The sequence below is a fragment of the Streptomyces sp. NPDC005775 genome (assembly GCF_042871565.1).
Taxonomy (GTDB): Bacteria; Actinomycetota; Actinomycetes; order Streptomycetales; family Streptomycetaceae; genus Streptomyces.
Map to the genome: position 1 here is coordinate 86,535 of NZ_JBIAIU010000015.1, position 24,253 is coordinate 110,787.

The window sequence follows — 24,253 nt, forward strand, 5'->3', positions numbered from 1 at the left end:
AGGAAGCAATCGGGACACGCCCGCTCAACTCCTGCGATGCCCGATCAACCGCGGTTTCGACTCCAGGTTCTCCAGCCCGTGCCACGCCAGATTCACCAGATGGGCCGCGACTTCCGCCTTCTTCGGCTTGCGCGTGTTCACCCACCACTGACCCGTCAGCGCCACCATCCCGACGAGTGCCTGCGCATACAGAGGCGCCAGCTTCGGGTCGAAGCCCCGGGCCTTGAACTCCAGACCCAGAATGTCCTCCACCTGCGTGGCGATATCGCTGATGAGCGAGGCGAACGTACCCGTCGACTGGGCCACCGGCGAATCCCGGACCAGAATGCGGAAACCGTCCGTATACGTCTCGATGTAGTCCAGTAGCGCGAACGCCGCCTGCTCCAGCAGCTCACGCGGATGACCGGCGGTCAGCGCGCTGGTCACCATGTCCAGGAGCTGACGCATCTCCCGGTCCACCACCACGGCGTACAGCCCCTCCTTGCCGCCGAAGTGCTCGTACACCACCGGCTTGGAGACCCCCGCACGCGACGCGATCTCCTCCACCGACGTGCCCTCGAAACCCTTGTCGGCGAAGAGTGTGCGACCGATGTCCAGCAGTTGCTCGCGGCGTTCCTTCCCCGTCATCCGCACCCGGCGGGTCCGCCGGGCAGAGGGTGCACGGGTGTTCTCGCTGCTTGTGCTTCCATCGGTCGCCACGTCGTCAATCATGCCGCGTCGGCCCGCACGGGGTGGCGCCGGGACTCGATACGCGCGGAGTCGGGCCAGCGCACATCGGTCGCCCAGCCCAACTGCTCGAACCAGCGGATCAGCCGGGCACTCGAATCGATCTGACCGCGCATCACGCCGTGCCGCGCACTCGTCGGGTCGGCATGGTGCAGGTTGTGCCAGGACTCACCGCACGACAGGACCGCCAGCCACCACACGTTGCCGGACTTGTCACGGGACTTGAACGGGCGCTTGCCGACCGCGTGACAGATCGAGTTGATCGACCAGGTCACATGGTGCAACAGCGCCACCCGGACCAGCGAGCCCCAGAAGAACGCGGTCGCCGCACCCCACCACGACATCGTGACCAGCCCGCCCACCAGCGGCGGAATGGCCAGCGAGACGATCGTGAAGGAGAGGAAGTGGCGGGAGATCCCGCGGATCGCCGGGTCCCTCATCAGATCGGGCGCGTACTTCTGCTGAGGAGTCCGCTCCTCGTCGAACATCCAGGCGATGTGAGCCCACCACAGGCCCTTCATCAGGGCCGGCAGCGTCTCACCGAAACGCCACGGCGAGTGCGGGTCGCCCTCCGCGTCCGAGAAACGGTGGTGCTTGCGGTGATCGGCCACCCAGCGGACCACCGGGCCCTCCACGGCCAGCGAACCGGCCACGGCCAGGGCGATGCGGAGCGGACGCTTCGCCTTGAACGAACCATGCGTGAAATACCGGTGGAAACCGATCGTGATGCCATGGCAGCCGATGTAGTACATCGCCACCAGCAGGCCCAGATCGAGCCAGCTCACACCGCGGCCCCAGGCCAGCGGCACCGCCGCGACCAACGCCACGAACGGCACGACGATGAACAGCAGGAGCGCGATCTGCTCGACCGACCGCTTGTTGTCCCCGCCGAGCGTGGCGGAGGGAAGAACCTGACCGTCAGCCGCCTCGGCGGCCTCGATCACTTCGGGGCTGGACTTCATGGGGAGTCCCCTGTGGGTAGAAATGCAACGAACAGTCCGGGCTACGCACCCGTAACCTACGGCGTCGTAAGTATGGCAGCGAGGAGGCCCGCCACACGGGAGAACGACCGACCGGGCACAGACCGGCCCCCTACGGGGTAGGGGACTCCACGCCTACCCCGTACGTACCCGCCACGAACAACGGACACCTCTCGGGGCGCGAACAGCACCGACAGCACGGACACCTATCCTGGAGAGGTCGGACAGCGCGGTCCGCACCCTGCCACCCGGGGGGTCGCGTCAGCACCCGCTGCCAGCCGCCGGCCCCGGATCCCGTGCTCAACCACTGCAAGGAGCCGCACACTGTGAGCAGTGCCGACCAGACCCCCGCCGCCAGCCCCGAGCTGCGCGCCGACATCCGCCGCCTCGGCGACCTGCTGGGCGAGACCCTCGTACGCCAGGAGGGGCAGGAACTCCTCGACCTCGTCGAGCGCGTCCGCGCCCTCACCCGCACCGACGGCGAGGCCGCGGCCGAGCTCCTCGGCGACACGGACCTGGAGACCGCCGCACAGCTCGTGCGGGCCTTCTCCACCTACTTCCACCTCGCCAACGTCACCGAGCAGGTCCACCGCGCCCACGAGATGCGCGACCGGCGCGCCGCCGAAGGCGGACTCCTCGCCCGGACCGCCGACCGGCTCAAGGACGCGGACCCCCAGCACCTGCGCGAGACCGTCAAGAACCTCAACGTCCGGCCGGTCTTCACCGCACACCCCACCGAAGCCGCCCGGCGTTCCGTGCTGAACAAGCTCCGCCGCATCGCCGCACTCCTCGAAACCCCCGTCATCGAGGCCGACCGGCGCCGCCAGGACATCCGGCTCGCCGAGAACATCGACCTCATCTGGCAGACCGACGAACTGCGCGTGGTCCGCCCGGAGCCCGCCGACGAGGCCCGCAACGCCATCTACTACCTCGACGAACTCCACGCCAACGCCGTGGGCGACGTCCTGGAGGACCTGGCCGCCGAACTCGAGCGCGTCGGCGTCGAACTGCCCGCCGGCACCCGCCCCCTCACCTTCGGCACCTGGATCGGCGGAGACCGCGACGGCAACCCCAACGTGACGCCCGCCGTCACCTGGGAAGTACTGATCCTCCAGCACGAGCACGGCATCACCGACGCCCTCGAACTCGTCGACCAGCTCCGCGGACTGCTCTCCAACTCCATCCGCTACACCGGAGCCACCGACGAGCTCCTCGCCTCCCTCCAGGCCGACCTGGAAGCCCTCCCGGAGATCAGCCCCCGCTACAAGCGGCTGAACGCGGAGGAGCCCTACCGGCTCAAGGCCACCTGCATCCGGCAGAAGCTCGTCAACACCCGCGAGCGCCTCGCCTCCGGCACCCCGCACCGCCCCGGCTGCGACTACCTCGGCACCGCCGAACTCGTCGCCGACCTGGCCCTCATCCAGACCTCCCTGCGCGCGCACAAGGGCGGCATCGTCGCCGACGGCCGGATGGACCGCACCATCCGCACCCTCGCCGCGTTCGGCCTGCAGCTCGCCACCATGGACGTACGCGAACACGCCGACGCCCACCACCACGCGCTCGGCCAGCTCTTCGACCGCCTCGGCGAGGAATCCTGGCGCTACGCCGACATGCCGCGCGACTACCGGCAGAAGCTCCTCGCCAAGGAACTGCGCTCCCGCCGGCCGCTCGCCCCCACCCCGGCCCCGCTCGACGCCGCCGGCGAGAAGACCCTCGGCGTCTTCCACACCATCAGCCAGGCCTTCGAACGCTTCGGCCCCGAAGTCATCGAGTCCTACATCATCTCGATGTGCCAGGGCGCCGACGACGTCTTCGCCGCCGCCGTCCTCGCCCGCGAAGCCGGACTCCTCGACCTCCACGGCGGCTGGGCCAAGATCGGCATCGTCCCGCTCCTGGAGACCACCGACGAGCTCAAGGCCGCCGACGTCATCCTCGACGAGATGCTCGCCGACCCCTCCTACCGCCGCCTCGTCTCCCTGCGCGGCGACGTCCAGGAGGTCATGCTCGGCTACTCCGACTCCTCCAAGTTCGGCGGCATCACCACCTCCCAGTGGGAGATCCACCGCGCCCAGCGCCGGCTCCGCGACGTCGCCCACCGCTACGGCGTACGCCTGCGCCTCTTCCACGGCCGCGGCGGCACCGTCGGCCGCGGCGGCGGCCCCTCGCACGACGCGATCCTCGCGCAGCCCTGGGGCACGCTCGAGGGCGAGATCAAGGTGACCGAGCAGGGCGAGGTCATCTCCGACAAGTACCTCATCCCCGCGCTCGCCCGCGAGAACCTGGAGCTGACCGTCGCGGCCACCCTCCAGGCCTCCGCGCTGCACACCGCGCCCCGCCAGTCCGACGAGGCCCTGGCCCGCTGGGACGCGGCCATGGACACCGTCTCCGACGCCGCCCACGCCGCGTACCGCAAGCTGGTCGAGGACCCCGACCTGCCGACGTACTTCCTCGCCTCCACCCCGGTGGACCAGCTCGCCGACCTGCACCTGGGCTCGCGGCCCTCCCGCCGCCCCGGCTCGGGCGTCTCGCTCGACGGACTGCGCGCCATCCCGTGGGTCTTCGGCTGGACCCAGTCACGGCAGATCGTGCCCGGCTGGTTCGGCGTCGGCTCCGGCCTCAAGGCCCTGCGCGAGGCCGGTCTCGACACCGTCCTGGACGAGATGCACGAACAGTGGCACTTCTTCCAGAACTTCCTCTCCAACGTCGAGATGACCCTCGCCAAGACCGACCTGCGCATCGCCCGCCACTACGTCGACACCCTCGTCCCCGACGAGCTGAAGCACGTCTTCGACGTCATCGAGGCGGAGCACGCCCTCACCGTGCAGGAGGTCCTCAGGGTCACCGGCGGAACCGAACTGCTCAGCACCAGCCCGGTGCTCCAGCAGACCTTCGCCATCCGCGACGCCTACCTGGACCCGATCTCCTACCTCCAGGTGTCCCTGCTGGCCCGCCAGCGCCAGGCGGCCGAACGCGGCGAGGAACCCGACCCGCTGCTCGCCCGCGCCCTGCTGCTCACCGTCAACGGCGTCGCGGCCGGACTCCGTAACACCGGCTGATCAACACGGTCCGGTCAACACCGTCCGAGTAACGCCGTCCGATCAGGCGGTGTTACTCGGACGCGTGCGCGGGCGGGGCGCTCTCACAGGGCGATGAACGTCGCCACCAGCAGGGCCCCGCCCGCGATCCCGGTACCCCAGCCGACCCGGGGCAGCCGCAGACCGCCGCCGATCACCAGGCCGGCCAGGATCAGCGCACCGCCCAGCGGCACCCACGCATGCAGGAAACCCGGCGTCCCGGTCCGTACGACCTCGAAGGTGTCCGGCTTCACGACGACGGGGAAACGATCACCCTTCTTCGCCGCCACGGACTTGTCGACCGACACCCGGGAACGTGCCGACCCGCCGTCCGACGGCGTGTACGGACCCGTGCAGACCTCACTGCCGCACCCCGTCACCGTCATCGTCCCGTGCTCACGGCCCTTCGCCAGCACGACGTGGTGCGCCGAGTCCCACGAGGACAGCACACCTGCGACGAGCAACAGGAGGACGACACAGCCGAGCGCTGCGCTGCGGCCGTACTGCACGGCACGGTGGGAGGTGCTCCGCTTCATGGGGGCCGATCTTTGGCCAGGCCCCTACGGTCGGTCAAGCCGTGGCTGAAAACAGCCCGGTTACCAGCGGGTATGTCAGGAGTTGTACGCGCCCTGCGCGCGTTCCAGCCCCTCCGCCAACAGGCACTCCACCGAGTCCGCCGCCCGGTCCACCAGGAACGCCAGCTCCTTGCGCTCCGTCGACGAGAAGTCCTTCAGCACGAAGTCCGCGACCTGCATCCGCCCCGGCGGACGCCCGATCCCGAACCGGATCCGGTGATAACCCGGACCCATCGACTTCGTCATCGACTTCAGCCCGTTGTGGCCGTTGTCGCCACCACCCAGTTTCAGCCGCAGCGTCCCGTAGTCGATGTCCAGCTCGTCGTGCACCGCCACGACATGATCCAGCGGCACCTTGTAGAAGTCGCGCAGCGCCGTCACCGGGCCACCCGACAGATTCATGTACGACATCGGCTTCGCCACCACCACCCGGCGGCTCAACGGCCCGGGCGGACCGATCCGCCCCTCCAGCACCTGCGCCTGCGCCTTGGGGGCCCGCTTGAACTTCCCGCCGATCCGCTCCGCGAGGAGGTCGGCGACCATGAAACCGACGTTGTGCCGGTTCGCCGCGTACTCGGGACCGGGATTGCCCAGGCCCACGATCAGCCAGGGGTCGGTGGCGTCGGACATCGCGCTGGGTCTCCTCGCGTACGGGCGGGTGGCGACAGGGAAACGGGGTGGCGGGCCTCCTCGCGGAGATCCGCCACCCCGTCAGTCAAGCAGGTGGGGCAAGGCTCAGGCCTCGGCGGGAGCGTCCTCGGCGGGGGCTTCCTCGACCTGAGCGGCGACGACCTGGAGCACGACGGCGTCCTCGTCACCGGCCAGCACGGAACCCTTGGGCAGCGGGACGTCCTTGGCGAGGATCGAGTCACCGGCGTCCAGGCCCGCGATGGAGACCGTGACGGACTCGGGGATGTGCGTGGCCTCGGCCTCGACGAGCAGGGTGTTCTGGACGTACTCGAGCAGGTTGCCGCCCGGGGCCAGCTCGCCCTCGACGTGCACCGCGATCTCGACCTCGACCTTCTCGCCGCGCTTCACGGTCAGCAGGTCGACGTGCTCGATGTTGCCCTTGATGGCGTTGCGCTGCACGGCCTTCGGGATGACCAGGGCGTCCTTGCCGTCGATCTCCAGGCCGATGAGGACGTTGGCCGTACGGAGCGCGAGGCCGAGCTCGTGGGCCGGAAGCGTGATGTGCACCGACTCGGCGCCGTGGCCGTAGATGACCGCGGGAACCAGGTTCGCGCGACGGGTGCGGCGGGCAGCGCCCTTGCCGAACTCCGAACGGACCGCGGCGTTGAGCTTGATCTCGGCCATGACTGCACTCCTCGTAAGGTGACAAACAACGGATGGTCACCCGGCCCACGACAGGCCTGCTACGAAGAGCGCGTCGATAACGGACCGCCGTACCTACGGGTACGGCCTCCCTCGCCGAGCAACTCGCTGAGTCTACCCGGCGGGGAGGCCGCACCCAAAGTGGATCTTCCGTGACACTCCTCGCCCCGGAGGGCGAGCGCCTCACGCTGAAGTGCCTACTGCTCCTCGAAGAGGCTCGTGACCGAACCGTCCTCGAAGACCTCACGCACCGCGCGCGCGATCGTCGGCGCGATCGACAGCACCGTGATCTTGTCGATCTCCAGCTCGCCCGGCGTCGGCAGGCTGTCCGTGAAGACGAACTCGCTCACCTTCGAGTTCTTCAGCCGGTCGGCGGCCGGACCCGAGAGCACACCGTGCGTCGCCGTCACTATGACGTCCTCGGCACCGTGAGCGAACAGGGCGTCCGCGGCGGCGCAGATCGTGCCACCCGTGTCGATCATGTCGTCGACCAGGACACAGACCCGGCCCTTCACATTGCCCACGACCTCGTGAACGCTGACCTGGTTCGGCACGTCCTTGTCGCGACGCTTGTGCACGATCGCCAGCGGGGCGTCCAGACGGTCGCACCAGCGGTCGGCGACACGCACACGGCCGGCGTCCGGCGAGACGATCGTCAGCTTCGAACGGTCGACCTTCGCACCGACGTAGTCGGCCAGGATCGGCAGCGCGAACAGGTGGTCGACCGGACCGTCGAAGAAGCCCTGGATCTGGTCGGTGTGCAGATCGACGGTCAGTATCCGGTCCGCACCCGCCGTCTTCATCAGGTCCGCGATCAGACGCGCCGAGATCGGCTCGCGCCCACGGTGCTTCTTGTCCTGACGGGCGTAACCGTAGAACGGCACGATCACCGTGATGGAACGGGCCGACGCGCGCTTCAGCGCGTCCAGCATGATCAGCTGCTCCATGATCCACTTGTTGATCGGAGCCGTGTGGCTCTGGATCAGGAAGCAGTCGGCGCCGCGGGCGGACTCCTGGAAGCGGACGTAGATCTCACCGTTGGCGAAATCGAAGGCCTTCGTCGGCACGAGGCCCACACCCAGCTGGTGCGCAACCTCCTCGGCCAGCTCGGGGTGGGCGCGGCCGGAGAAGAGCATCAGCTTCTTCTCGCCGGTCGTCTTGATCCCGGTCACAGCACAGTCTCCTCAGACGTGTTTCTGGCACTGCACGCAGATGTCCCGAAGTGCAACGAGCCAGCCGAAATGGGGTGAGCATCTATCACGGTACGCCGTGCGCGACGCACCTGTTTCCGGTCAGCTTTCGCTGCCGGTGTCCTCCGCCGCGGCCTGAGCCGCCTGCGCGGCCGCACTCCCCGGACGCTTACGGGCCACCCAGCCCTCGATATTCCTTTGCTGGCCGCGGGCCACGGCCAGCGAGCCGGCGGGCACGTCCTTCGTGATGACCGAGCCGGCCGCGGTGTAGACGCCGTCCCCGACCGTGACAGGCGCCACAAACATATTGTCCGAACCGGTCCGGCAGTGCGAGCCGATCGTCGTGTGGTGCTTGTGCACGCCGTCGTAGTTCACGAAGACGCTCGCCGCACCGATGTTCGTGTGATCACCGATCGTCGCGTCACCCACGTACGACAGGTGCGGGACCTTCGCCCCCTCACCGATCGTGGCGTTCTTCATCTCCACGTACGTACCGGCCTTGGACTTCGCGCCCAGCTTCGTACCCGGCCGCAGATAGGCGAACGGACCGACCGTCGCACCGGCGCCCACCTCGGCCCGGTCCGCGACCGTGTTGTCCACCCGCGCACCCGCACCCACGACGGTGTCCTTCAGCCGCGTGTTCGGACCCACCTCGGCGTCCTCCGCGAGGTGCGTGGCACCGAGCAGCTGCGTACCCGGGTGCACGATCGCGTCCCGCTCGAACGTCACGGTCACCTCGATCAGCGTCGACGCCGGATCCACCACCGTCACACCCGCCGTCATCGCCCGCTCCAGCAGCCGCTGGTTCAGCAGCCGTCGGGCCTCGGCGAGCTGCACCCGGTTGTTGATCCCGAGGATCTCCCGGTGGTCCCCGGCGACCGAGGCGCCGACCCGGTGCCCGGCCTCGCGCAGGATGGACAGCACGTCCGTGAGGTACTCCTCACCCTGGCTGTTGTCGGTGCGGACCTTGGCGAGCGCGTCCGTGAGCAGCCGGCCGTCGAACGCGAACACCCCGGAGTTGATCTCCCGGATCGCCCGCTGCGCGTCGGTGGCGTCCTTGTGCTCGACGATCTCGGTGACCGCGCCGGTCGCCGCGTCGCGGACGATCCGCCCGTAGCCGGTCGCGTCGGGGACCTCGGCGCTGAGCACGGTGACGGCGTTGCCGTCGGCGGTGTGGGTGGCGGCGAGCGCGGCCAGCGTCCCGCCGGCCAGCAGGGGGGTGTCGCCGCAGACGACGATCACGGTGCCGTCGACGGTCCCGCCCAGCTCGTCGAGGCCGACGCGCACCGCGTTACCGGTGCCCTTCTGCTCGGCCTGGTAGGCGGTGCGCACCTGGGCGTCCGCGGCGGTGAGGTGGGCGGTGACCTGCTCGCTCGCGTGGCCGACGACCACGACGAGGTGCTGCGGGTCCAGTTCGCGGGACGCGGCGACGACATGACCGACGAGCGAGCGCCCGGAGATCTCGTGCAGGACCTTGGGGGTCTTCGACTTCATGCGGGTGCCCTCACCCGCTGCGAGGACGACGACGGCTGCCGGGCGTACGGAGCTCACGGATGGGTCCTTCGGCTTCGGGTGATGGACATCCGCAGGATACCGGGGGGCGATGGGACGGACATGAGTGCGGGCCCCGACCGGTTGGTCGGGGCCCGCGACGAGGTGCTCCCCCACCAGGACTTGAACCCGGACAAATAGCACCAAAAGCTACTGTGCTGCCAATTACACCATGGGGGAATAACTCCGAACTAACCGGACATTGCGTCAGGACGTCGGATCGGCACGCAACACTATGCCGTACCGCCGACCCTCAATGCGACGGTATAGGTCCGCGCTTTTGTTCGCGCGAAGCGCCGCTCATTCGATTCCGTTCGACGGCGGACGTGCTGCGCAGGTCACCCGAAAATGAGATGCGCCCGCCCGTACGCTGGATGCCATGACCGCAACGGGGGCAGACCGGGAAGCGGCGGGACCGACCACCCGCGGCTACTGGTGGTGGGAACGGCGACGGAGTGTCGCACTGGATGTGGGGCTGGCGCTGGCTTCGGCGCTGGAGTGTGGGTTGGAAGGGGTGGTGTTCGCGGGGGACACCGGGCTGCCGGTGCCGGTGGGCGTGCTGTTCGGGCTGCTTGCGGGGTCCGTGCTGCTGGTGCGCCGGAAGTGGCCGATCGCCGTGGTGCTGGTGTCGATCGCGACGACGCCGGCCGAGATGGGTTTCCTGATGGGCCTGGTCGGTCTGTACACACTGGCCGCGTCCGAGGTGCCGCGGCGGATCACCGCGGTGCTGATGAGCATGTCGCTGGTGGGGATGTTCATCGTCACGTACGTGCGGCTGCGGCAGGGCGTCGACGCCGACGCGGACTTCGGGCCCGGTGACTGGTACGTGCCGATGGTGTCCCTCTTCATGGCGTTGGGCCTGAGCGCGCCGCCGGTGCTGTTCGGCCTCTACATAGGGGCGCGGCGCCGGCTGATGGAGAGCTTGCGGGAGCGGGCGGATTCGCTGGAGCGGGAGTTGTCGTTGCTCGCGGACCGGGCGGAGGAGCGGGCGGAGTGGGCGCGTACGGAGGAGCGGACCCGGATCGCCCGTGAGATGCATGACGTGGTCGCGCACCGGGTGAGTCTGATGGTGGTGCACGCGGCGGCTCTGCAGGCGGTGGCGCCGAAGGATCCGGCGAAGGCGGTCCGGAACGCCGCGCTGGTGGGTGACATGGGGCGGCAGGCGTTGACCGAGCTGCGCGAGATGCTCGGGGTGCTGCGTACGGGAGAGCCCATGGTCACGCGGGTGACGCAGGTGCCGTTGGCTTCCGTGGGGCGTGCGGTGCCGGTGGCGACGGAGGACGGGCCGCGGCTGGTGGAGATGGAGACGCTCGTGGGGGAGTCGCGGGCGGCGGGGATGACGGTGGAGCTGTCGGTGGAGGGGGAGGCGCGGGTGTACGCGCCGGAGGTGGAGCAGACGGCGTACCGGGTGGTGCAGGAGGCCCTGACGAACGTGCACAAGCACGCGGCGGGGGCGAAGACGTGGGTGCGTCTCGCGCACCGGGGTGCCGAGGTCGCGATGCAGGTGGAGAACGGTCCGTCGGACGCGGCGACGGCGGATGCGGGGCTGCCCAGCGGGGGCAACGGGCTGCTCGGTATGCGGGAGCGGGTGCTGGGGCTGGGGGGCGTCTTCGTGTCCGGGCCGACGGATGCCGGTGGATTCCGGGTGTCGGCGGTCCTGCCGGACGAGTGCGGTCCGTCCGGCGTGTGAGGGCGGGCGCGGGGGCGCCACCCCTCACGGAGGCTTACGCCTGGGTGCCGGGGGTGCCGGTGTGGACGAGGCGTTCCGGCTGGATTCCGGTGACCAGGGTGGCGAGGGCCTGGTCGATGTCCGGGCCGAGGTACCAGTCGCCGGTGTGGTCGATGCTGTAGACCCGCCCCTCGGCGTCGATGGCGATGACGGCCTGTCCGTCTCCTTCTTCACCGAGCGGCGCGACCTCGGTTTCGAGGGCGCGGCCGAGGTCTCCCAGGGTCCGGGCGAGGTGGAGTCCGCTCAGCGGGTCGATCCGGACGTTCGGCGGGGCGATCTGCCGGCCGGGCGCGGTGGCGGTGATGCGGAGTCCGCCGAATTCGGCCCAGGCCTCGACGGCGGCGGGGAAGACGGCGTGCTGGTGTCCGGCGGGTGAGGCGTGGGAGCGCAGGGCGTCGGCCCACTCCTCGGCCTGGCGGATGTCCCAGCGGCCGGGTTGCCAGCCGGCGGTGCGCAGGGCGGCGTCGACGGCGACCGGGAAGCGGGTGGAGCTGTGGCGGTCGTGGTTACTGAGGCCTGTTTGTGCGGGGAGGTCCTGCATGGGGGCGCGGTCAGCCCTTCTCGGCGGTGGCCGCCGCTCCGGTCGTGGTGAGGTCGACGGGACGTACGCCGAAGTGGGCGAGCATGACGGAGCAGGAGCGGCAGGGGGCCGCGTAGCTGCCGTGGAGGGGGTCGCCGTCCTCGCGGATGCGGCGTGCCGTGAGGCGGGCGTGTTTGAGGGCGCGCCGGGCTTCGCCGTTGGTGAGGGGCTTGCGCTGGGCTCGTTTGGAGCGGCCGGTCTCGGCGGCGGTGAGGTGCCGGGAGAGCAGTATGGCTTCGGGGCAGCGGCCGGTGAAGCGTTCGCGCTGTCCGGTGGGAAGGGCGTCGAGGAAGTCCTGGACGAGGTGGTGGAGTACGGGTGGCTGGTCGCCCTTGCCCGCGGTGCAGGTGAGGGTTTCGCCGCGTACGGACAGGGCTGCGGCCACCGCGGGCAGGATGCCGTCGCGGCGGTGGGTCAGACGCGGGGTGTGGCCGTTCTCGCTGGTGCTCCAGCTGAGTCGGGGGTCCCCGGTCGTGACGGTCTGTGCGGAGTGTGCGGTGTGCATGGTGCTGTGTCCCTCCCGTGCCCGCAGCGGCTGCTGCCGAATGTGCACGCCCCCGTGTATGCGGGTGACAGCCTGCCAAATGTGTCGGGTCCTGTGAAAGCTGGGTCGGTGAAACGTGTCTGCGTGTCGCGGTTCGGTGGCCTGTTCGTCGCTCGTCCGTCACCCCGTTGTGACGGTTGGTGACGGATGTGGTCGTGGGGCGGAGGGGAGGGGTCTGCCACGGGCTCACCGCATAGGCTGTGCCTGGACCGCCCCCGTGGGCAGGTCGGTCCTCATCAGCCAGACGCAGCAGGGGGCAACCGCCATGACGACAGGTCGGCTCGGGCAGCAAGCCCCGCCACCGAACGCGGCCTACGCCGGGCAGCTCGTGCACTTCCCGGATCCGGTCCGGGCGTCCCGCCACCCCAGAGGTGTGCGTATGGACGGGAACGGCTGTCCTGAGTTCGCGCCGTACGCGCGCGCCGCCGCGGAGATCGCCGAGCCTCCGCAGGGGTTCGGTGTGGATGAGCTGCGGCTCACGGACTACGTGTCGGCGAACGCGGCGCTGGCGGCGAGCGGTCACGAGCTGTGGGGCACGATTCCCGCGGTGGCCACTCCGCACGGCTGGACCTGGCATCACGTGCCGGGCGGCCGGCGGATGGAGCTGGTCCCGGTCGAGGTGAAGGCGTTGCTGCGGCATCACGGTGGTCTGGCGACGACCGCGGTGGACCAGAACAAGCGGGGCACGCGTCCGCTGCAGGAGACCCGGCCCGCGCACTTCCGGTTGCCGAAGGGTGCCGTGGCGGTGAGCGAGCAGCAGATCCAGGGCGTCGAGGAGGACCTCGGCTACCGGCTGCCGGGTGCGTACCGTTCGTTCCTGAAGGCGGCGGGCGGTTCGGCTCCGGTGGGTGCGGCGCTCGACGCGGAGCTCGGCCTCCTGGTGGATCAGCCGTTCTTCACGGTGCGTGAGGAAGCCGGGGTGAATGACCTGGTGTACGTGAACAAGTGCCTGCGGGACCACCTGACCAAGGATTACCTGGGGGTCGGTTTCGTCCAGGGCGGCATTCTCGCGGTGAAGGTCCGTGGGGACGGCGTCGGTTCGGTCTGGTTCTGTGCGTACGACGACGCGCGCGATCAGGACGGCTGGAGTGTGCAGGAGCGGGTGGACCGGCTGCTGTTGCCGTGCGGCGTTGATTTCGACGCGTTCCTCCAGCGTCTCGCGGGTAATCCGCCGGAGCTGGAGACGGTGGCGAACCTGATGGTGGATGGCGGCTTCGCGCGTGCTGTCCCGGTGGAGGGGTGAGCGCGATGGTGACCTTTGCGCAGGCGCAGGAGCGGGCGGACGAGTGGGTCAACGGTGACGTTGCGGCGTATCAGCACCGGGAGGTGCGGGTGCGTGAGTTCGAACTGGGTTTCGTGGTGTGGGCCGAGGACCGTGCCGAGGGTCCGGTGTCGGACGGTGGACGGCAGCGGCTGGTGATCGCGCGGGACAGCGGCGAAGCGACGTTGTGGCCGGGGCTGCCGGTGGGTGAGGTGATCCGGCGGTACGAGGAGGAGTACGGGTCCGTGGCCGGTGTGCCGTCGGAGCCGGAGCCGCCGCAGCGCATCGATCTGAATCAGACGTCGTTCCTGTTGAGCCCGCCGGAGTGGCTCCAGGAGGCGGCGGACAAGCTGGGTATTCCGGACCGGCGTGCGGAGGCGGCGGGGCAGACGCCTCCGCACGGCCCTGCGGCCGTTCCGTATGAGCCGACGGCTCCCGAGGGTGTTCCGGCGTCGGCGCCGCAGCCGCCGGTCGGGGCCACTCCGTGGGCGGGGACCGATACGAACGCGGGGTCCGACGAGGGCGAGGTCGGCTTGCCGGCCACGGTGTTCGCGCCGCCGCTCTCGGGTGCGGACGACGACGGGGTGCCGCCTCGGATGGTGGCGGCCGATGCTCCGACGGCGTTGATGTCGGGGGGCAGCCAGCTGCCGCAGACGGCGATCGCTCCTGGTCTGCCGCCGGCTTCCGGGCCGGGCGGTTCGGTGCCGGGCGGTTCCGCTCCGGGTCGTCCGGCCGGTCCGGGGCGGGGCCCCGTGTCCGGGCCCGGGGCCGGCCCCGGCTCCGGTGATATCGCGGACGAGGCGACGAGCAAGGCCGTCGTCCCGCCCCGTGGTGCGCGGGGTGGTGGCTCGACGACTCCGCCGCCGCCGGGTGCGCCCGGTACGCCGGGTGCGCGGCCGGGTGTGCCGTTGCCGCCGCCTTCGGGGCCGGGTGCGCCGGGTGCTCCGGCCGGTGGGTACGTGCCGACGCAGCTCGTGTCGCAGCAGGGTCCGCCCGGTGCGCCGCAGCCGCCCGCGCCGCCCGCACCCCCCGGTTCGACGCCGCCGCCCGGTGGCGGCGATGTGCACCATGCGGCGACGATGTTCGCCGAGCCGGGTGCGGTCGGGCCGTCGGCTCCGCGGCCGCCGGGTCCGCCCGGCGTTCCCGGTGCGCCGCAGCCGCCCGCGCCGCCCGGTCCGCCCGCGCCGCTCGGTACGACGCCGCCGCCCGGTGGGGGCAATGTCCACCATGCGGCGACGATGCTCGCGGGTCCGGGGCCGGTGGGGCCGTCGGCTCCGCAGCCGCCCGGCCCGCCCGGTCCGCCCGGTGCGCCGATGGGACCGGGCGCCCCCGGTCCCGTACCGCCGCCCGGTCACACTCCGCCGCCCTCGTACGGGTATCCGCAGGCGCCGGCCGGTCAGCCGACGGTCGGCCCCGGCTACCAGGCCGTGCTGCGGTACCGCGGTCCGGACGGCAGCGAGCAGCAGCTGATCCGTCGTTCGGCGCCGGGTACTCCGCACCCCGAGTGGCAGATGCTGCACGAGTTGCGGGCGATGAACGTGCCGCCGCAGCAGGTCATCGAGCTGCACACGGAGTTGGAGTCGTGCGAGCTGCCGGGTGGTTACTGCGCCCGGATGATCCGTGAGACGTGGCCGCAGGTGCGGATCACGAGTGTCGCTCCGTACGGAACGGATCACGCGAGCCGGCAGCAGGGCATGCAGCATCTGCTGACGCATCAGGGTGAGTTGCATCAGGTGGCGGACGGTCCGGCGCGTCCGGCGCCGGTGCGGGCTCCGTTGCCGCCGGTGCCGCCGGCGGTGCAGGTGCCGCCGGAGGCCATCGCGGAGGAGATGCTGCAGACGTTCGGCCCCCAGGGGGTGCTGCGCTTCGACCAGCGCGCGGTGTCCCGGCAGGGTGTGCCGGAGATCGTGGCGCGGACGCTGGTGTGGGCGGGGCTGCCCGCCGACTTCGGGCCGTTCTTCTGGGCGCAGCCGGGTCAGCCGGTCGTGCCGACGCTGGCGGAACTGGCGGCGCAGCGGCAGGTGCAGGCGGCTCCCGACGCGGGGTCGTACCTGGTGATGGGTTCGGACTTCGGCCGGGCGATCTGTGTGCAGTACGGGACGGCGAACATCGTGGCCGTGCCGGTGGAGGCGGGTCCGGGCGGGCAGTCGGTGCCGCCGCAGTTCGTGAACACGGGGTTGCCGGAGTTCGCGCGTTCGATGGCGTTGCTGGGCCGGATGTGGCGGCTGCGGTACGGGCTGAATCCGGAGCAGGCGGGTCGTTGGACGGTCGATTTCCAGGCGCAGCTGGCGGCGGTCGACCCGGCGGCTCTGGCGTCGCCGGAGAGCTGGTGGTCGGTGTTGCTGGAGCAGATGTGGGACGGGCTGATCTGACGGGCCGGTCCTTGCGGTAGTGCCGGGGTGTGGCGCCCCTTCCCTGTGGGGGAGGGGCGCCACACCCCTTCTGTGGGTTGTGATGCCTGTCGCTTCCGTCCGGAAAGCGTCGAAACGATTCCGACTTCTTGACCAATTGCCGCATCCTTGACGTATTGCTCGGTGGTCGGAGAGTCGGAAAGAGGCGTCAAGGATGAGTTCTGCACCGGTGTCCGCGCACGGCTTCGTCGGCGTACGCGGCCGTGGTTACCGTCCGGAGCAGGTGGACCGGACGGTGGCCGCGCTGTCGGCGGAGCGGGACGGGGCGCGGGAGCAGGTGGCGCGCCTGACGGAGCTGGTGGAGACGCTGGTGGCCGAGTCGGCGCGGCTGGACGAGGTCGTCGCCACGCTGGCGCCGCAGGACTACGCGTCGCTGGGGGAGCGGGCGCAGCGGATCCTGGCGCTGGCCGAGGGCGAGGCGGAGACGCTCCGGGCTGCTGCCGCCGAGGAGGCGCAGGCGCTGCGGGACGAGGTGGACGCGGCGGCACGGGCCTTGCGCGAGTCGGCGAGGGCCGACGCGGAGGCGATGCGGGCGGCGGCGACGGGCCGCGCGGAGCAGGTGCTGGCTGCTGCTGAGGGCGCGGCGGGTGAGGAGCTGGCCGCGGCGAGGCTGGAGGCTGCGCAGGTACGTGAGGAGGCGGAGGCCGCGATGGCGGCGACCGTGAGCCGTACGGCGAGTGTGCTGGCGCATCAGGAGCAGGAGCACGGTGAGCGCTGGAAGGCCGCCGAGCAGGAGTTGGCGGACGCGGAGGCGGCGCAGTCGGCGGAGCACGTGGAGCTGACGGAGCGGGCGGAGGCGGGTCTTGCCGCGGCGCGGCGCGCGCTGGCCGAGGCCGAGGAGGCCGCGCGGCACGGTCAGGAGGACGCCGAGGCGCAGGGGGCCGAGCTGGTCGCGGGGGCCCGGGTGCGGGAGGAGCGGGTGGTGCGGGAGACGGAGCGGATCCTGCGCGAGCACGAGGAGGGGCGCGAGGACGTGCAGGCGCACATGGCGCACGTGCGCCATTCGCTGGCGGCGCTCACCGGGCGGGTGACTCCGGCGGAGGACTGAGGCGCCCCGCCCGGCCCGGCGTCAGTCTCCAGGGGCCCGGTCTCGTCCGCTCGTGCCCGGTGGTGGGTCAGGGGCGTGGCCAGGGGCGCTTGGAGAGTTGTTCGATGCTGCTGTTGAAGCGCTTGAGGTAGGCGGCGAAGGCGGCGATGTCGTCCTCCGGCCAGTCGTGCATGACCTGGTCCAGGGAGAGGACGACGCGCTCGCGTTCCGCGTCGAGGAGCTTGGTGCCCTGCTCGGTGATGCGGAACTTGCGGGCCATGCCACCGTCGGGATCGGGGATGCGTTCGGCGAGTCCGGCGCGGGTCACCGCTGCGGTCTGGCGGTTGAGGGTGGAGGCGTCGAGGCCGAAGGCGTCGCTCAGTTCGCCGTTGGACATGGGGCCCTGGACGCGGAGGCGGCTCAGCAGGATGTAGGCGCTCCGGTCGAGGAGGGCGTACTTGTGGCGTCCGCCCCGGTGGTCGGCGAGGCTGTGGCGTCCGAGCAGCATCTGCTCGTACTCCACCTCTTCTGTGGGCCTGGACATGTCTGCGGCCTCCTGCTTCTGCGCCGGGGTCGGTCCCGCGTCGGATTCTGAGCGGCGGCTCATGCTCTCACGCGATGTGTACTGGACACGTGGTGTGTATGACACATCGGGCATGTACGATGCACGTCGCTGTCCCGGTAGACGGGATCACGACCTCAAGGAGTCCCTCTTCATGGATGCCCCCCAGCCGACGTCCAGATCAGGCGGTGTGATCGCCACCCTGGCCTTCGCCGGCATCGTGGCGTCGGTCATGCAGACCCTGGTCACGCCGTTGATCGCCGAGCTGCCCAAGCTCCTCGACACGTCGTCGTCCAATGCCGCCTGGGTGATCACGGTGACCCTGCTGGTCTCCGCGGTGTGCGTGCCGGTCTCCGGGCGGCTGGGCGACCTGCTGGGCAAGCGCCGGATGCTGCTCGTCTGCTCGGTGCCGCTGTTCGCCGGCTCGGTGGTGTGCGCGCTCTCGTCCACCGTCGTCCCGATGATCGTCGGACGCGGTCTGCAGGGCATGGGCATGGGCATGGTGCCGATCGGCATCGCCCTGCTGCGTGACGTGGTGCCGCGCGAGAAGCTGAGCTCCTCCATCGCGCTGGTCAGCGCCTCGCTCGGCATCGGCGGCGCCCTCGGCCTGCCGATCGCCTCGGCGGTCGCCCAGTACGCGAACTGGCGGGTGCTGTTCTGGGGTTCCGCGGTGCTGGCCCTCATCGTCTCCGCGCTGATCTGGTTCCTGATCCCGGACGTTCCGGCCGCCGCCAAGGGGCAGCGTTTCGACGTGCCCGGCGCCCTCGGCCTGGCCGTCGGCCTGGTCTGCCTGCTGCTCGCCGTGTCCAAGGGCTCCGAGTGGGGCTGGACCTCCGCGACGACGATCGGCCTGTTCGCCGCCTCCGTCGTGGTGCTCATCGGCTGGGGCTTCTGGGAGCTGCGCACCAAGGACCCGCTGGTCGACCTGCGTACGACGGCCCGCCCCCGCGTGCTGATCACCAACCTCGCGTCGCTCTTCGTCGGCTTCGGTATGTACGCCGGCATGCTGATCGCGCCGCAGCTGCTGCAGTTCCCCGAGGCCACCGGTTACGGCCTGGGCCAGTCGATGCTGCAGGCGGGTCTGTGGATGGCACCCGGCGGCCTCATGATGATGATCATCTCCCCGCTCGGCGGAAAGCTCACCGATGCCCGCGGCCCCAAGTTCACCCTGGTCTCCGGAGTACTGGTCATCGCCGCGGCCTACGGGCTCGGCATCCTCCTGATGGGCTCCGCCTGGGGCCTGATGCTGTTCCTCATGGTCAGCAGCAGCGGTGTGGGCCTCGCTTATGGTGCGATGCCCGCCCTCATCATGAGCTCGGTCCCGGCGTCCGAGACGGCGGCCGCCAACGGGTTCAACACCCTCATGCGCTCGCTGGGCACGTCGATCGGCGCCGCTGTCATCGGTGCGGTCCTCGCGGGGATGACCACGGAGACGGCCGGCTACAGCTTCACCTCCGAGGCCGGGTTCCGTACCGGCCTGATGTTCGGCTGCGGTGTCGCCCTCGTCGCCGTGGTGATCTCCTCGTTCATCCCGGCCCTGCGCGGTTCGGGTGACGCCGGCGAGAAGGCCGGAGCGACCGCCACGCCGGAGGTGGCCGCGGCCAAGAGCTGACCCGCGGCACGCGTCCCCGGACGGCGACGGCCCGGCTGCGACCCCTGTGCGGGTCGTGGCCGGGCCGTTCGGCGTCGGTACGCCGGTCCAGGTGTGAGCCGTGCGCCGGGGCGGACCTGGCGGGGAGCGGCGCGGTCCGGCCTGCGGGCGGGGGCGTCCGCGTCAGCCCCGCGGGTCCGCGGGGTGGGAGCCGCCGGCCGGGCCGGTGCCGCCCGGCCGGACGGCACGGGCAGCAGGGGCGGACGGCTGCCCGGCTGCCGCCTGCTCCCGCAGGGCGCGTACCAGAGCAGCGACCTCCGCACGGGCGCGGCGGGAGCCGAGGACGGCCACCCCGATGTGCCGGGCCGGAGCCGGCGGCCTCACCGGGACGGTGCACAGGCCCGGCACCTTCGGCGCCAGCGCGATGGACGGGATCAGCGAGACGCCCACGCGCGCCGCGACGAGCGAGCGGGCGAAGAAGTAATCGGTCGTGGTGCCGCGCACCTCGGGGGTGAAACCGGCCCGCTCGGCGTAACGACGCAGGTACGCCTCGGTCTTGAGACAGCCGAGCACCCACGGTTCGGCCGCCAGCTCGGCCAGGTCGAGCGCCTCGCGTCCGGCCAGGTGGTGCCCCTGGGGCAGGACGACGTGCAGCGGGTCGTCCATGAGCGCGGTCCACTCCAGCGCGGTGCTGCCACCCGGCCGCCCGGGCAGTGGCCCGTCGAAGTGGTAGGCGAGCGCGAGGTCCACGGCGCCCTGGCGGACCAGCGGCAGGCTGTCCTCGGGCTCGTACTCCCGGACGTGCAGGACGGTGCCGGGGTGAGCGGCCGTCAGCCGGGTGAGGGCGCCGGGCAGCAGCAGCCTGCCTCCGCTGGTGAACGTGGCGACGGTGAGCTGGACCCGGCCCGTGCCGAGTTCGGCGACCCGCTGTCGGGCGTGCTCGATCTCGGCGGCCACCGACTCGGCCGCGCCGACCATGATCCGGCCGGCCGGGGTGAGGATGACTCCGCGCGTGCTGCGGGTGACGACCTGGGAGCCGAGACCGCGCTCCAGGGCGGCCACGTGCTGCGAGACCGCGGAGGGAGTGAGGCGCAGGACGGCAGCGGCCCGGTTGAAGCTGCCGTGCTCCGCCACCGCCCGCAGGACGCGGAGCCGCTGCACATCGATCAACAGTTTTCCTTATGACGTGACCAGTAGGCCGACACTTCTGCCGGTGACGGTACGTCTCCAGGATGGGGGCATGCAAAGGATCTGCGTCATCGGCGGTAGCCGGTACTTCGGCAAGCTCCTGGTCCAGCGGCTGCGGGCCGCCGGGCACCGGGTCACGGTCATCAACCGCGGTTCCACGAAGCCGCCCCCGGGTGTCGAGCACCTCGTCGCCGACCGCGACGACGAGGCCGCCCTGCTCGCCGCGCTCGGCACGCGCACGTTCGACGTGGTCGTCGACCAGGTCTGTTACACCCCGGTGCAGGCGGAGAGCGCCGTCCGCGTCTTCTCCGGCCGCACCCGGCGCTACGTCATGACGTCCACCATCGAGGTCTACGACCCGGCCACGGCCGCCCTGCCGGCCGACGCGCGGGACACCCCGGTGCCGGAGGAACGCGTCGACCCGGCGACGTGGGCGGTGCGCACGGACCTGCCGTGGCATGACGGCGCCTACCTGGAGGACCACTACGCCGAGGGCAAGCGGCAGGCGGAGGCCGTCTTCACCCGGGACGGCCGGTTCGACTTCGCCTCCGTGCGCAGCGCCCACGTACTGGGCGGCGGAGCGCTGGAGTTCACCGGCCGGCTGGCGTACTACGCCGACCGCGTCGCCGGGGGGAGGGAGATCGCCGTGCGCGCGCGGGAGCTGCCCACGGTGTTCATCCACTACGAGGAGCTGGCGGACCTGCTCCGGTGGGCGGCGACGGCCACCGGCTTCACCGGCCCGCTGAACGCCTGTTCCGACGGCCTGCTGGACGTGCGTGACGTCGTGTCCGCCCTGGCCGGGGAGGCGGGCCGGCTGCCCGTGTACCGGACCGTGGCCGCGGGCGAGCCGGCCGGCCCGTTCTCCTCGGACCGGTACTACGCCATGAGCAACGCCCGGGCGAAGGCGCTGGGCTTTGTCTTCTCCCGCACCGCCGACTGGCTGCCCACAGCCGTCGCCACCCCCGTATCCACCACCCCTGCGGCCTGAGGAGCACCCCCGCCATGCGACAACGCGCCATCGGGAACCGCAAGGTCGGCGCCATCGGTCTGGGCGCCATGCCCCTGTCCATCGAGGGGCGCCCGGACGAGCGGCGGGCCGTCGCCACCGTGCACGCCGCCCTCGACGCGGGCGTCACGCTCATCGACACCGCCGACAGCTACCACTGGTACGCCGACGAGAGGGGCCACAACGAACTCCTCGTCGCCCGCGCCCTGCGGAGCCACGGCGGCGACACCTCCGGCGTCCTGGTCGCCACCAAGGGCGGTCGCGGCCGGCCCGGTGACGGCAGCTGGACGGTCACCGGCACCCCCGAGCACCTCAAGCGCGCCGCCCGGGCCTCCGCCCAGCGCCTGGGCGTGGACGCCATCGGCCTCTACCAGTTGCACAAGCCGGACCCGGCCGTGCCCTGGGCCGACTCCGTCGGCGCGCTGCGCGACCTGCTCGACGCCGGCACGATCCGGTACGCCGGGATCTCCAACGTGACCACCGGCCAGATCCGGGAGGCGCACGCGATCCTGGGCGACGGGCTGGTCTCCGTACAGAACCAGTACTCGCCCGCGGTGCGCGGGGGCGAGCCCGAGCTCCGGCTGAGTACGGAACTGGGCCTGGCCTTCCTGCCGTGGAGCCCCCTGGGCGGCATCACCCGCAGCTCACTCGACGGCCCGCCGGGGCCGGCCTCCGGGGGCACCGCCTTCCACGACATCGCGGCCGAGCGCGGAGTCAGTCCGCAACGCATCGCCCTGGCCTGGCTGCTGGCCCGCTCCCCGGCGGTCGTCCCGGTGCCGGGGGCCAGCCGGCCGGCGTCGGTCCAGGACTCGGCCCGGGCCTCGGAGACCGTACTCAGCGAGGCGGAGGTGGCGCGGCTCGACGGCGTAGCCGCGTAGGGCCGCGCCTCAGCCGGCCACCCGCGGGCATTCCAGTCCGTGGCGCCGGGCCCAGGCGCCGATCGCCCCGGCGAGCTCCTCGGGGCGGTCCTCCGGGGAGTGGTGGCCGGCCACGCCGTGGCGGGAGACCTCCAGGCCCGCGATGTTCGCCTCGCACCAGGCCACCGCACCCGCGTCGGTCATCGCGCCCGGCCCCGGCTCGAACGCGGCGAGCAGCTTGGGGACTTCGGGGCTGGTGGCCAGCCAGGCGTCGTAGCGCTCGATGCGCGCCACGACGTCCGCGGGTTCGCCGTCCAGCGGCATCATGCGCGTCCACGCCAGGACCGGGCGCCGGCTGTCCGGGGTCGGGAAGGGGCGCCGGTAGACGTCGAGGTCGGCGGGGGAGAGCGGTGTGGCGCACGTGTCCGGGAGGCCTTCGATGAACAGCGACTGCTCCAGGATCATGTTCTCACCCACCCCGGGGGTGCGCAGCAAGGTGAACAACTCGCGCCCTGCCGGGGGAAATTCGTCGCCGACCAGCGGTTTGACGATCGTCTCGGTGAAGGCGAGGCCGCGGACGGCCCCCGGGACGCGGGCAGCCCGGTCGAAGGCGAGAGCGCCGCCCCAGTCGTGACCGATCAGGACGGCCTCGGCCAGGCCGAGCGCGTCGAACCAGGCGTCGAGGTGGCGGGCGTGGTCCTCGAAGGAGTAGGCGAGGTCGGGCTTGCCGGACTCGCCCATGCCGATCAGGTCGGGGGCCAGCAGCCGGCGGTCGGGCGCGGCCACCGCCGGCAGGACGTCGCGCCACAGGTGGGAGGAGGTGGGATTGCCGTGCAGGAAGACGAACGGCAGCCCGTCGGGGTCGCCGGATTCGCGGTAGTGGAGGGTGGAGCCGAGAACGGGAACGGTGGGCATCGCGGTGTCACATCGCTTTCGGGGTCGGGGCTGTGTGGCGTACGGCTCAGAGGCCGAGGCTCAGGACGCGGTCGACGGTGATCTCGATGACGACCAGGTCGGGCGGGTTCGGTGGTGCCCTGTGGTAGCGGGCGGTGTAGCGGGCGACCGCCTCGGCCAGGCGCACGGGGTCGTCGCCCACCGCGGCCCGGCCTTCGAGGGTGATCCAGCGGAAACCGTCCGCCCGGCAGAGCGCGACCCGGGCCGCCGGACCGCCCGCCGACACGTTGCGCGCCTTGCGGGCAGCCGCCCTGGTCGTCACCCGGGCCAGCCCGGTCGCCGCGTCGAACGTGAAGCGGACGGGGGCGACGTGAGGGGTGCCGTCGGGGCGCAGCGTGGTGAGGGTGGCTGTACGGGGGAGGCTCAGGAACTCCAGTGCAGAGGCGCTGAGTTGTGTGAGAGGCGCCGGGCTCACTTCTTCTTCACGCCCTCGTTCCAGATCAGCTTGGCGATGTTCGGCTTCACGGAGGTGGTGATGACGCCCATCGCCGTACGGACGTGGCGTCGCTCCTCCAGCTCGCGCAGCATGCTCGCGGCGAGGTCGGCGCGGGCGGTGAAGACGCCGTCGGCGCTGACCGCCGCGGTGCGGTAGTCCGTGACGACGGGGTGCTCGAAGAGGCCCGAGGGGCGTACGAGGGTCCAGTCGAGGCCGGTCGCGCGGATCACGTCCTCCATGCGGCGCATGTCCTCGTGCAGGGTGCGGCCCAGGCGCCGGTTCACCAGCGGGTCGAGCACATGGTTGAAGAAGTGCGCGCCGGTGGGGCGCCAGCCGGGGTCGGCGATGCTGGAACTGATGGCGAGGAGCCGTGTGACGCCGTGGCGGGCCATGGCGTCGGTGATGGCCGCGGCGCTCGCCGAGTACAGGGTGATGGCCTGCTTGCTGAAGCGGGCGCCCAGTGCGGAGAGGACGGCGTCCGTTCCGTCGATCGCGGCGTCGACGGCCACCGGGTCGGTGGCGTCGGCGACGGCCTCGGTGAGGCCGGGGCGGGCCGGCAGGGAGCCGGGGCGGCGGGTCACGGCGACCACCTCGTGACCGGCGGCCAGGGCCTGTCCCGTGAGGTGGCGGCCGGTCGGTCCGTTGGCGCCGAAGACTGCGATACGCATGGTGTGGGTCA

At 71.4% G+C, this 24,253-nt stretch carries 21 protein-coding genes, 1 tRNA gene and 1 pseudogene; 8 read left to right on the forward strand and 15 right to left on the reverse strand.

What is annotated here, in order from left to right:
* Positions 1–24: 24 nt before the first annotated feature.
* Positions 25–711: a TetR family transcriptional regulator gene (locus ACFYPA_RS29850; RefSeq protein WP_389135414.1), complete on the reverse strand. Its 687-nt coding sequence runs from the start codon at positions 709–711 to the stop codon at positions 25–27.
* Positions 708–1,688: a fatty acid desaturase gene (locus ACFYPA_RS29855; RefSeq protein ID WP_359082781.1), complete on the reverse strand. Its 981-nt coding sequence runs from the start codon at positions 1,686–1,688 to the stop codon at positions 708–710. The genes ACFYPA_RS29850 and ACFYPA_RS29855 overlap by 4 nt, the downstream gene beginning before the upstream one ends.
* A 344-nt stretch (positions 1,689–2,032) precedes the next feature.
* Here ACFYPA_RS29855 and ppc point away from each other — a divergent pair, with 344 nt between their 5' ends.
* Positions 2,033–4,762 (forward strand): phosphoenolpyruvate carboxylase, encoded by a 2,730-nt coding sequence (gene ppc / locus ACFYPA_RS29860; RefSeq protein WP_359082782.1) that lies wholly within the window; start codon positions 2,033–2,035, stop codon positions 4,760–4,762.
* 83 nt (positions 4,763–4,845) lie between these two features.
* Here the strand turns inward: ppc and ACFYPA_RS29865 are convergent, their stop codons facing one another.
* From ACFYPA_RS29865 to ACFYPA_RS29890, 6 genes are all read right to left on the reverse strand, one after another.
* Positions 4,846–5,316 (reverse strand): hypothetical protein, encoded by a 471-nt coding sequence (locus ACFYPA_RS29865; RefSeq protein ID WP_359082783.1) that lies wholly within the window; start codon positions 5,314–5,316, stop codon positions 4,846–4,848.
* Between the two features lie 75 nt (positions 5,317–5,391).
* Positions 5,392–5,985 carry an aminoacyl-tRNA hydrolase gene (pth, locus tag ACFYPA_RS29870; RefSeq protein WP_359082784.1) on the reverse strand — a complete coding sequence of 198 codons (594 nt, stop codon included), beginning with the start codon at positions 5,983–5,985 and terminating at the stop codon, positions 5,392–5,394.
* A gap of 105 nt (positions 5,986–6,090) precedes the next feature.
* Complete coding sequence (locus ACFYPA_RS29875) at positions 6,091–6,669, reverse strand: 50S ribosomal protein L25/general stress protein Ctc (protein ID WP_359082786.1); 579 nt, start codon at positions 6,667–6,669, stop codon at positions 6,091–6,093.
* Positions 6,670–6,884: 215 nt separating this feature from the next.
* A complete protein-coding gene (locus ACFYPA_RS29880) occupies positions 6,885–7,859 on the reverse strand; it encodes a ribose-phosphate diphosphokinase (protein WP_219573288.1) in 975 nt (324 codons plus the stop codon).
* 120 nt (positions 7,860–7,979) lie between these two features.
* The gene (glmU, locus tag ACFYPA_RS29885; protein ID WP_389135420.1) at positions 7,980–9,428 is read right to left on the reverse strand and encodes a bifunctional UDP-N-acetylglucosamine diphosphorylase/glucosamine-1-phosphate N-acetyltransferase GlmU; all 1,449 of its coding nucleotides are present in this window, start codon (positions 9,426–9,428) and stop codon (positions 7,980–7,982) included.
* Between the two features lie 108 nt (positions 9,429–9,536).
* Positions 9,537–9,608, reverse strand: a tRNA-Gln gene (locus tag ACFYPA_RS29890).
* Between the two features lie 199 nt (positions 9,609–9,807).
* Here ACFYPA_RS29890 and ACFYPA_RS29895 point away from each other — a divergent pair.
* Positions 9,808–11,118 (forward strand): histidine kinase, encoded by a 1,311-nt coding sequence (locus tag ACFYPA_RS29895; RefSeq protein WP_359082788.1) that lies wholly within the window; start codon positions 9,808–9,810, stop codon positions 11,116–11,118.
* Positions 11,119–11,152: 34 nt separating this feature from the next.
* Here the strand turns inward: ACFYPA_RS29895 and ACFYPA_RS29900 are convergent, their stop codons facing one another.
* Positions 11,153–11,698: an SUKH-3 domain-containing protein gene (locus ACFYPA_RS29900; protein WP_359354491.1), complete on the reverse strand. Its 546-nt coding sequence runs from the start codon at positions 11,696–11,698 to the stop codon at positions 11,153–11,155.
* A 10-nt stretch (positions 11,699–11,708) separates the two neighbouring features.
* The gene (locus tag ACFYPA_RS29905) at positions 11,709–12,242 is read right to left on the reverse strand and encodes a YwqJ-related putative deaminase (protein WP_359082791.1); all 534 of its coding nucleotides are present in this window, start codon (positions 12,240–12,242) and stop codon (positions 11,709–11,711) included.
* 304 nt (positions 12,243–12,546) lie between these two features.
* Here ACFYPA_RS29905 and ACFYPA_RS29910 point away from each other — a divergent pair, with 304 nt between their 5' ends.
* The 3 genes from ACFYPA_RS29910 (at position 12,547) to ACFYPA_RS29920 (ending at position 17,001) form a co-directional block, all read left to right on the forward strand.
* Positions 12,547–13,524, forward strand: a complete 978-nt coding sequence (locus ACFYPA_RS29910; protein WP_359082792.1) for an SMI1/KNR4 family protein — start codon at positions 12,547–12,549, stop codon at positions 13,522–13,524.
* A gap of 5 nt (positions 13,525–13,529) precedes the next feature.
* Positions 13,530–15,914 carry an SUKH-4 family immunity protein gene (locus tag ACFYPA_RS29915; protein WP_389135425.1) on the forward strand — a complete coding sequence of 795 codons (2,385 nt, stop codon included), beginning with the start codon at positions 13,530–13,532 and terminating at the stop codon, positions 15,912–15,914.
* Positions 15,915–16,107: 193 nt separating this feature from the next.
* On the forward strand, positions 16,108–17,001 hold the full coding sequence (locus ACFYPA_RS29920; RefSeq protein WP_359315119.1) for a cellulose-binding protein: 894 nt from the start codon (positions 16,108–16,110) through the stop codon (positions 16,999–17,001).
* A 67-nt stretch (positions 17,002–17,068) separates the two neighbouring features.
* Here the strand turns inward: ACFYPA_RS29920 and ACFYPA_RS29925 are convergent, their stop codons facing one another.
* Entirely contained in the window at positions 17,069–17,524 is a 456-nt protein-coding gene (locus tag ACFYPA_RS29925; protein WP_359082796.1) for a MarR family transcriptional regulator, read from the reverse strand.
* A gap of 172 nt (positions 17,525–17,696) precedes the next feature.
* On the opposite strand from ACFYPA_RS29925, the gene ACFYPA_RS29930 reads away from it, so the two are divergent.
* Positions 17,697–19,154 (forward strand): MFS transporter, encoded by a 1,458-nt coding sequence (locus ACFYPA_RS29930; RefSeq protein WP_359082798.1) that lies wholly within the window; start codon positions 17,697–17,699, stop codon positions 19,152–19,154.
* Between the two features lie 162 nt (positions 19,155–19,316).
* Here ACFYPA_RS29930 and ACFYPA_RS29935 read toward each other — a convergent pair whose 3' ends face one another.
* On the reverse strand, positions 19,317–20,303 hold the full coding sequence (locus tag ACFYPA_RS29935) for a LysR family transcriptional regulator (protein ID WP_359082800.1): 987 nt from the start codon (positions 20,301–20,303) through the stop codon (positions 19,317–19,319).
* Positions 20,304–20,373: 70 nt separating this feature from the next.
* On the opposite strand from ACFYPA_RS29935, the gene ACFYPA_RS29940 reads away from it, so the two are divergent.
* Together ACFYPA_RS29940 and ACFYPA_RS29945 are read left to right on the forward strand one after the other, a co-directional pair.
* Positions 20,374–21,309 carry an NAD-dependent epimerase/dehydratase family protein gene (locus ACFYPA_RS29940; protein ID WP_389135430.1) on the forward strand — a complete coding sequence of 312 codons (936 nt, stop codon included), beginning with the start codon at positions 20,374–20,376 and terminating at the stop codon, positions 21,307–21,309.
* 14 nt (positions 21,310–21,323) lie between these two features.
* Positions 21,324–22,205 (forward strand): aldo/keto reductase, encoded by an 882-nt coding sequence (locus tag ACFYPA_RS29945; protein WP_359082804.1) that lies wholly within the window; start codon positions 21,324–21,326, stop codon positions 22,203–22,205.
* A gap of 9 nt (positions 22,206–22,214) precedes the next feature.
* Here the strand turns inward: ACFYPA_RS29945 and ACFYPA_RS29950 are convergent.
* The 3 genes and pseudogenes from ACFYPA_RS29950 to ACFYPA_RS29960 form a co-directional block, all read right to left on the reverse strand.
* A pseudogene (locus ACFYPA_RS29950) lies at positions 22,215–23,105 on the reverse strand (haloalkane dehalogenase); the annotation flags it as partial.
* Positions 23,106–23,145: 40 nt separating this feature from the next.
* On the reverse strand, positions 23,146–23,553 hold the full coding sequence (locus ACFYPA_RS29955) for a TIGR03618 family F420-dependent PPOX class oxidoreductase (protein WP_359082806.1): 408 nt from the start codon (positions 23,551–23,553) through the stop codon (positions 23,146–23,148).
* Positions 23,550–24,242 carry an NAD(P)H-binding protein gene (locus ACFYPA_RS29960; protein WP_359082808.1) on the reverse strand — a complete coding sequence of 231 codons (693 nt, stop codon included), beginning with the start codon at positions 24,240–24,242 and terminating at the stop codon, positions 23,550–23,552. Before ACFYPA_RS29960 ends, ACFYPA_RS29955 begins: the two co-directional genes overlap by 4 nt.
* Positions 24,243–24,253 lie beyond the last annotated feature (11 nt).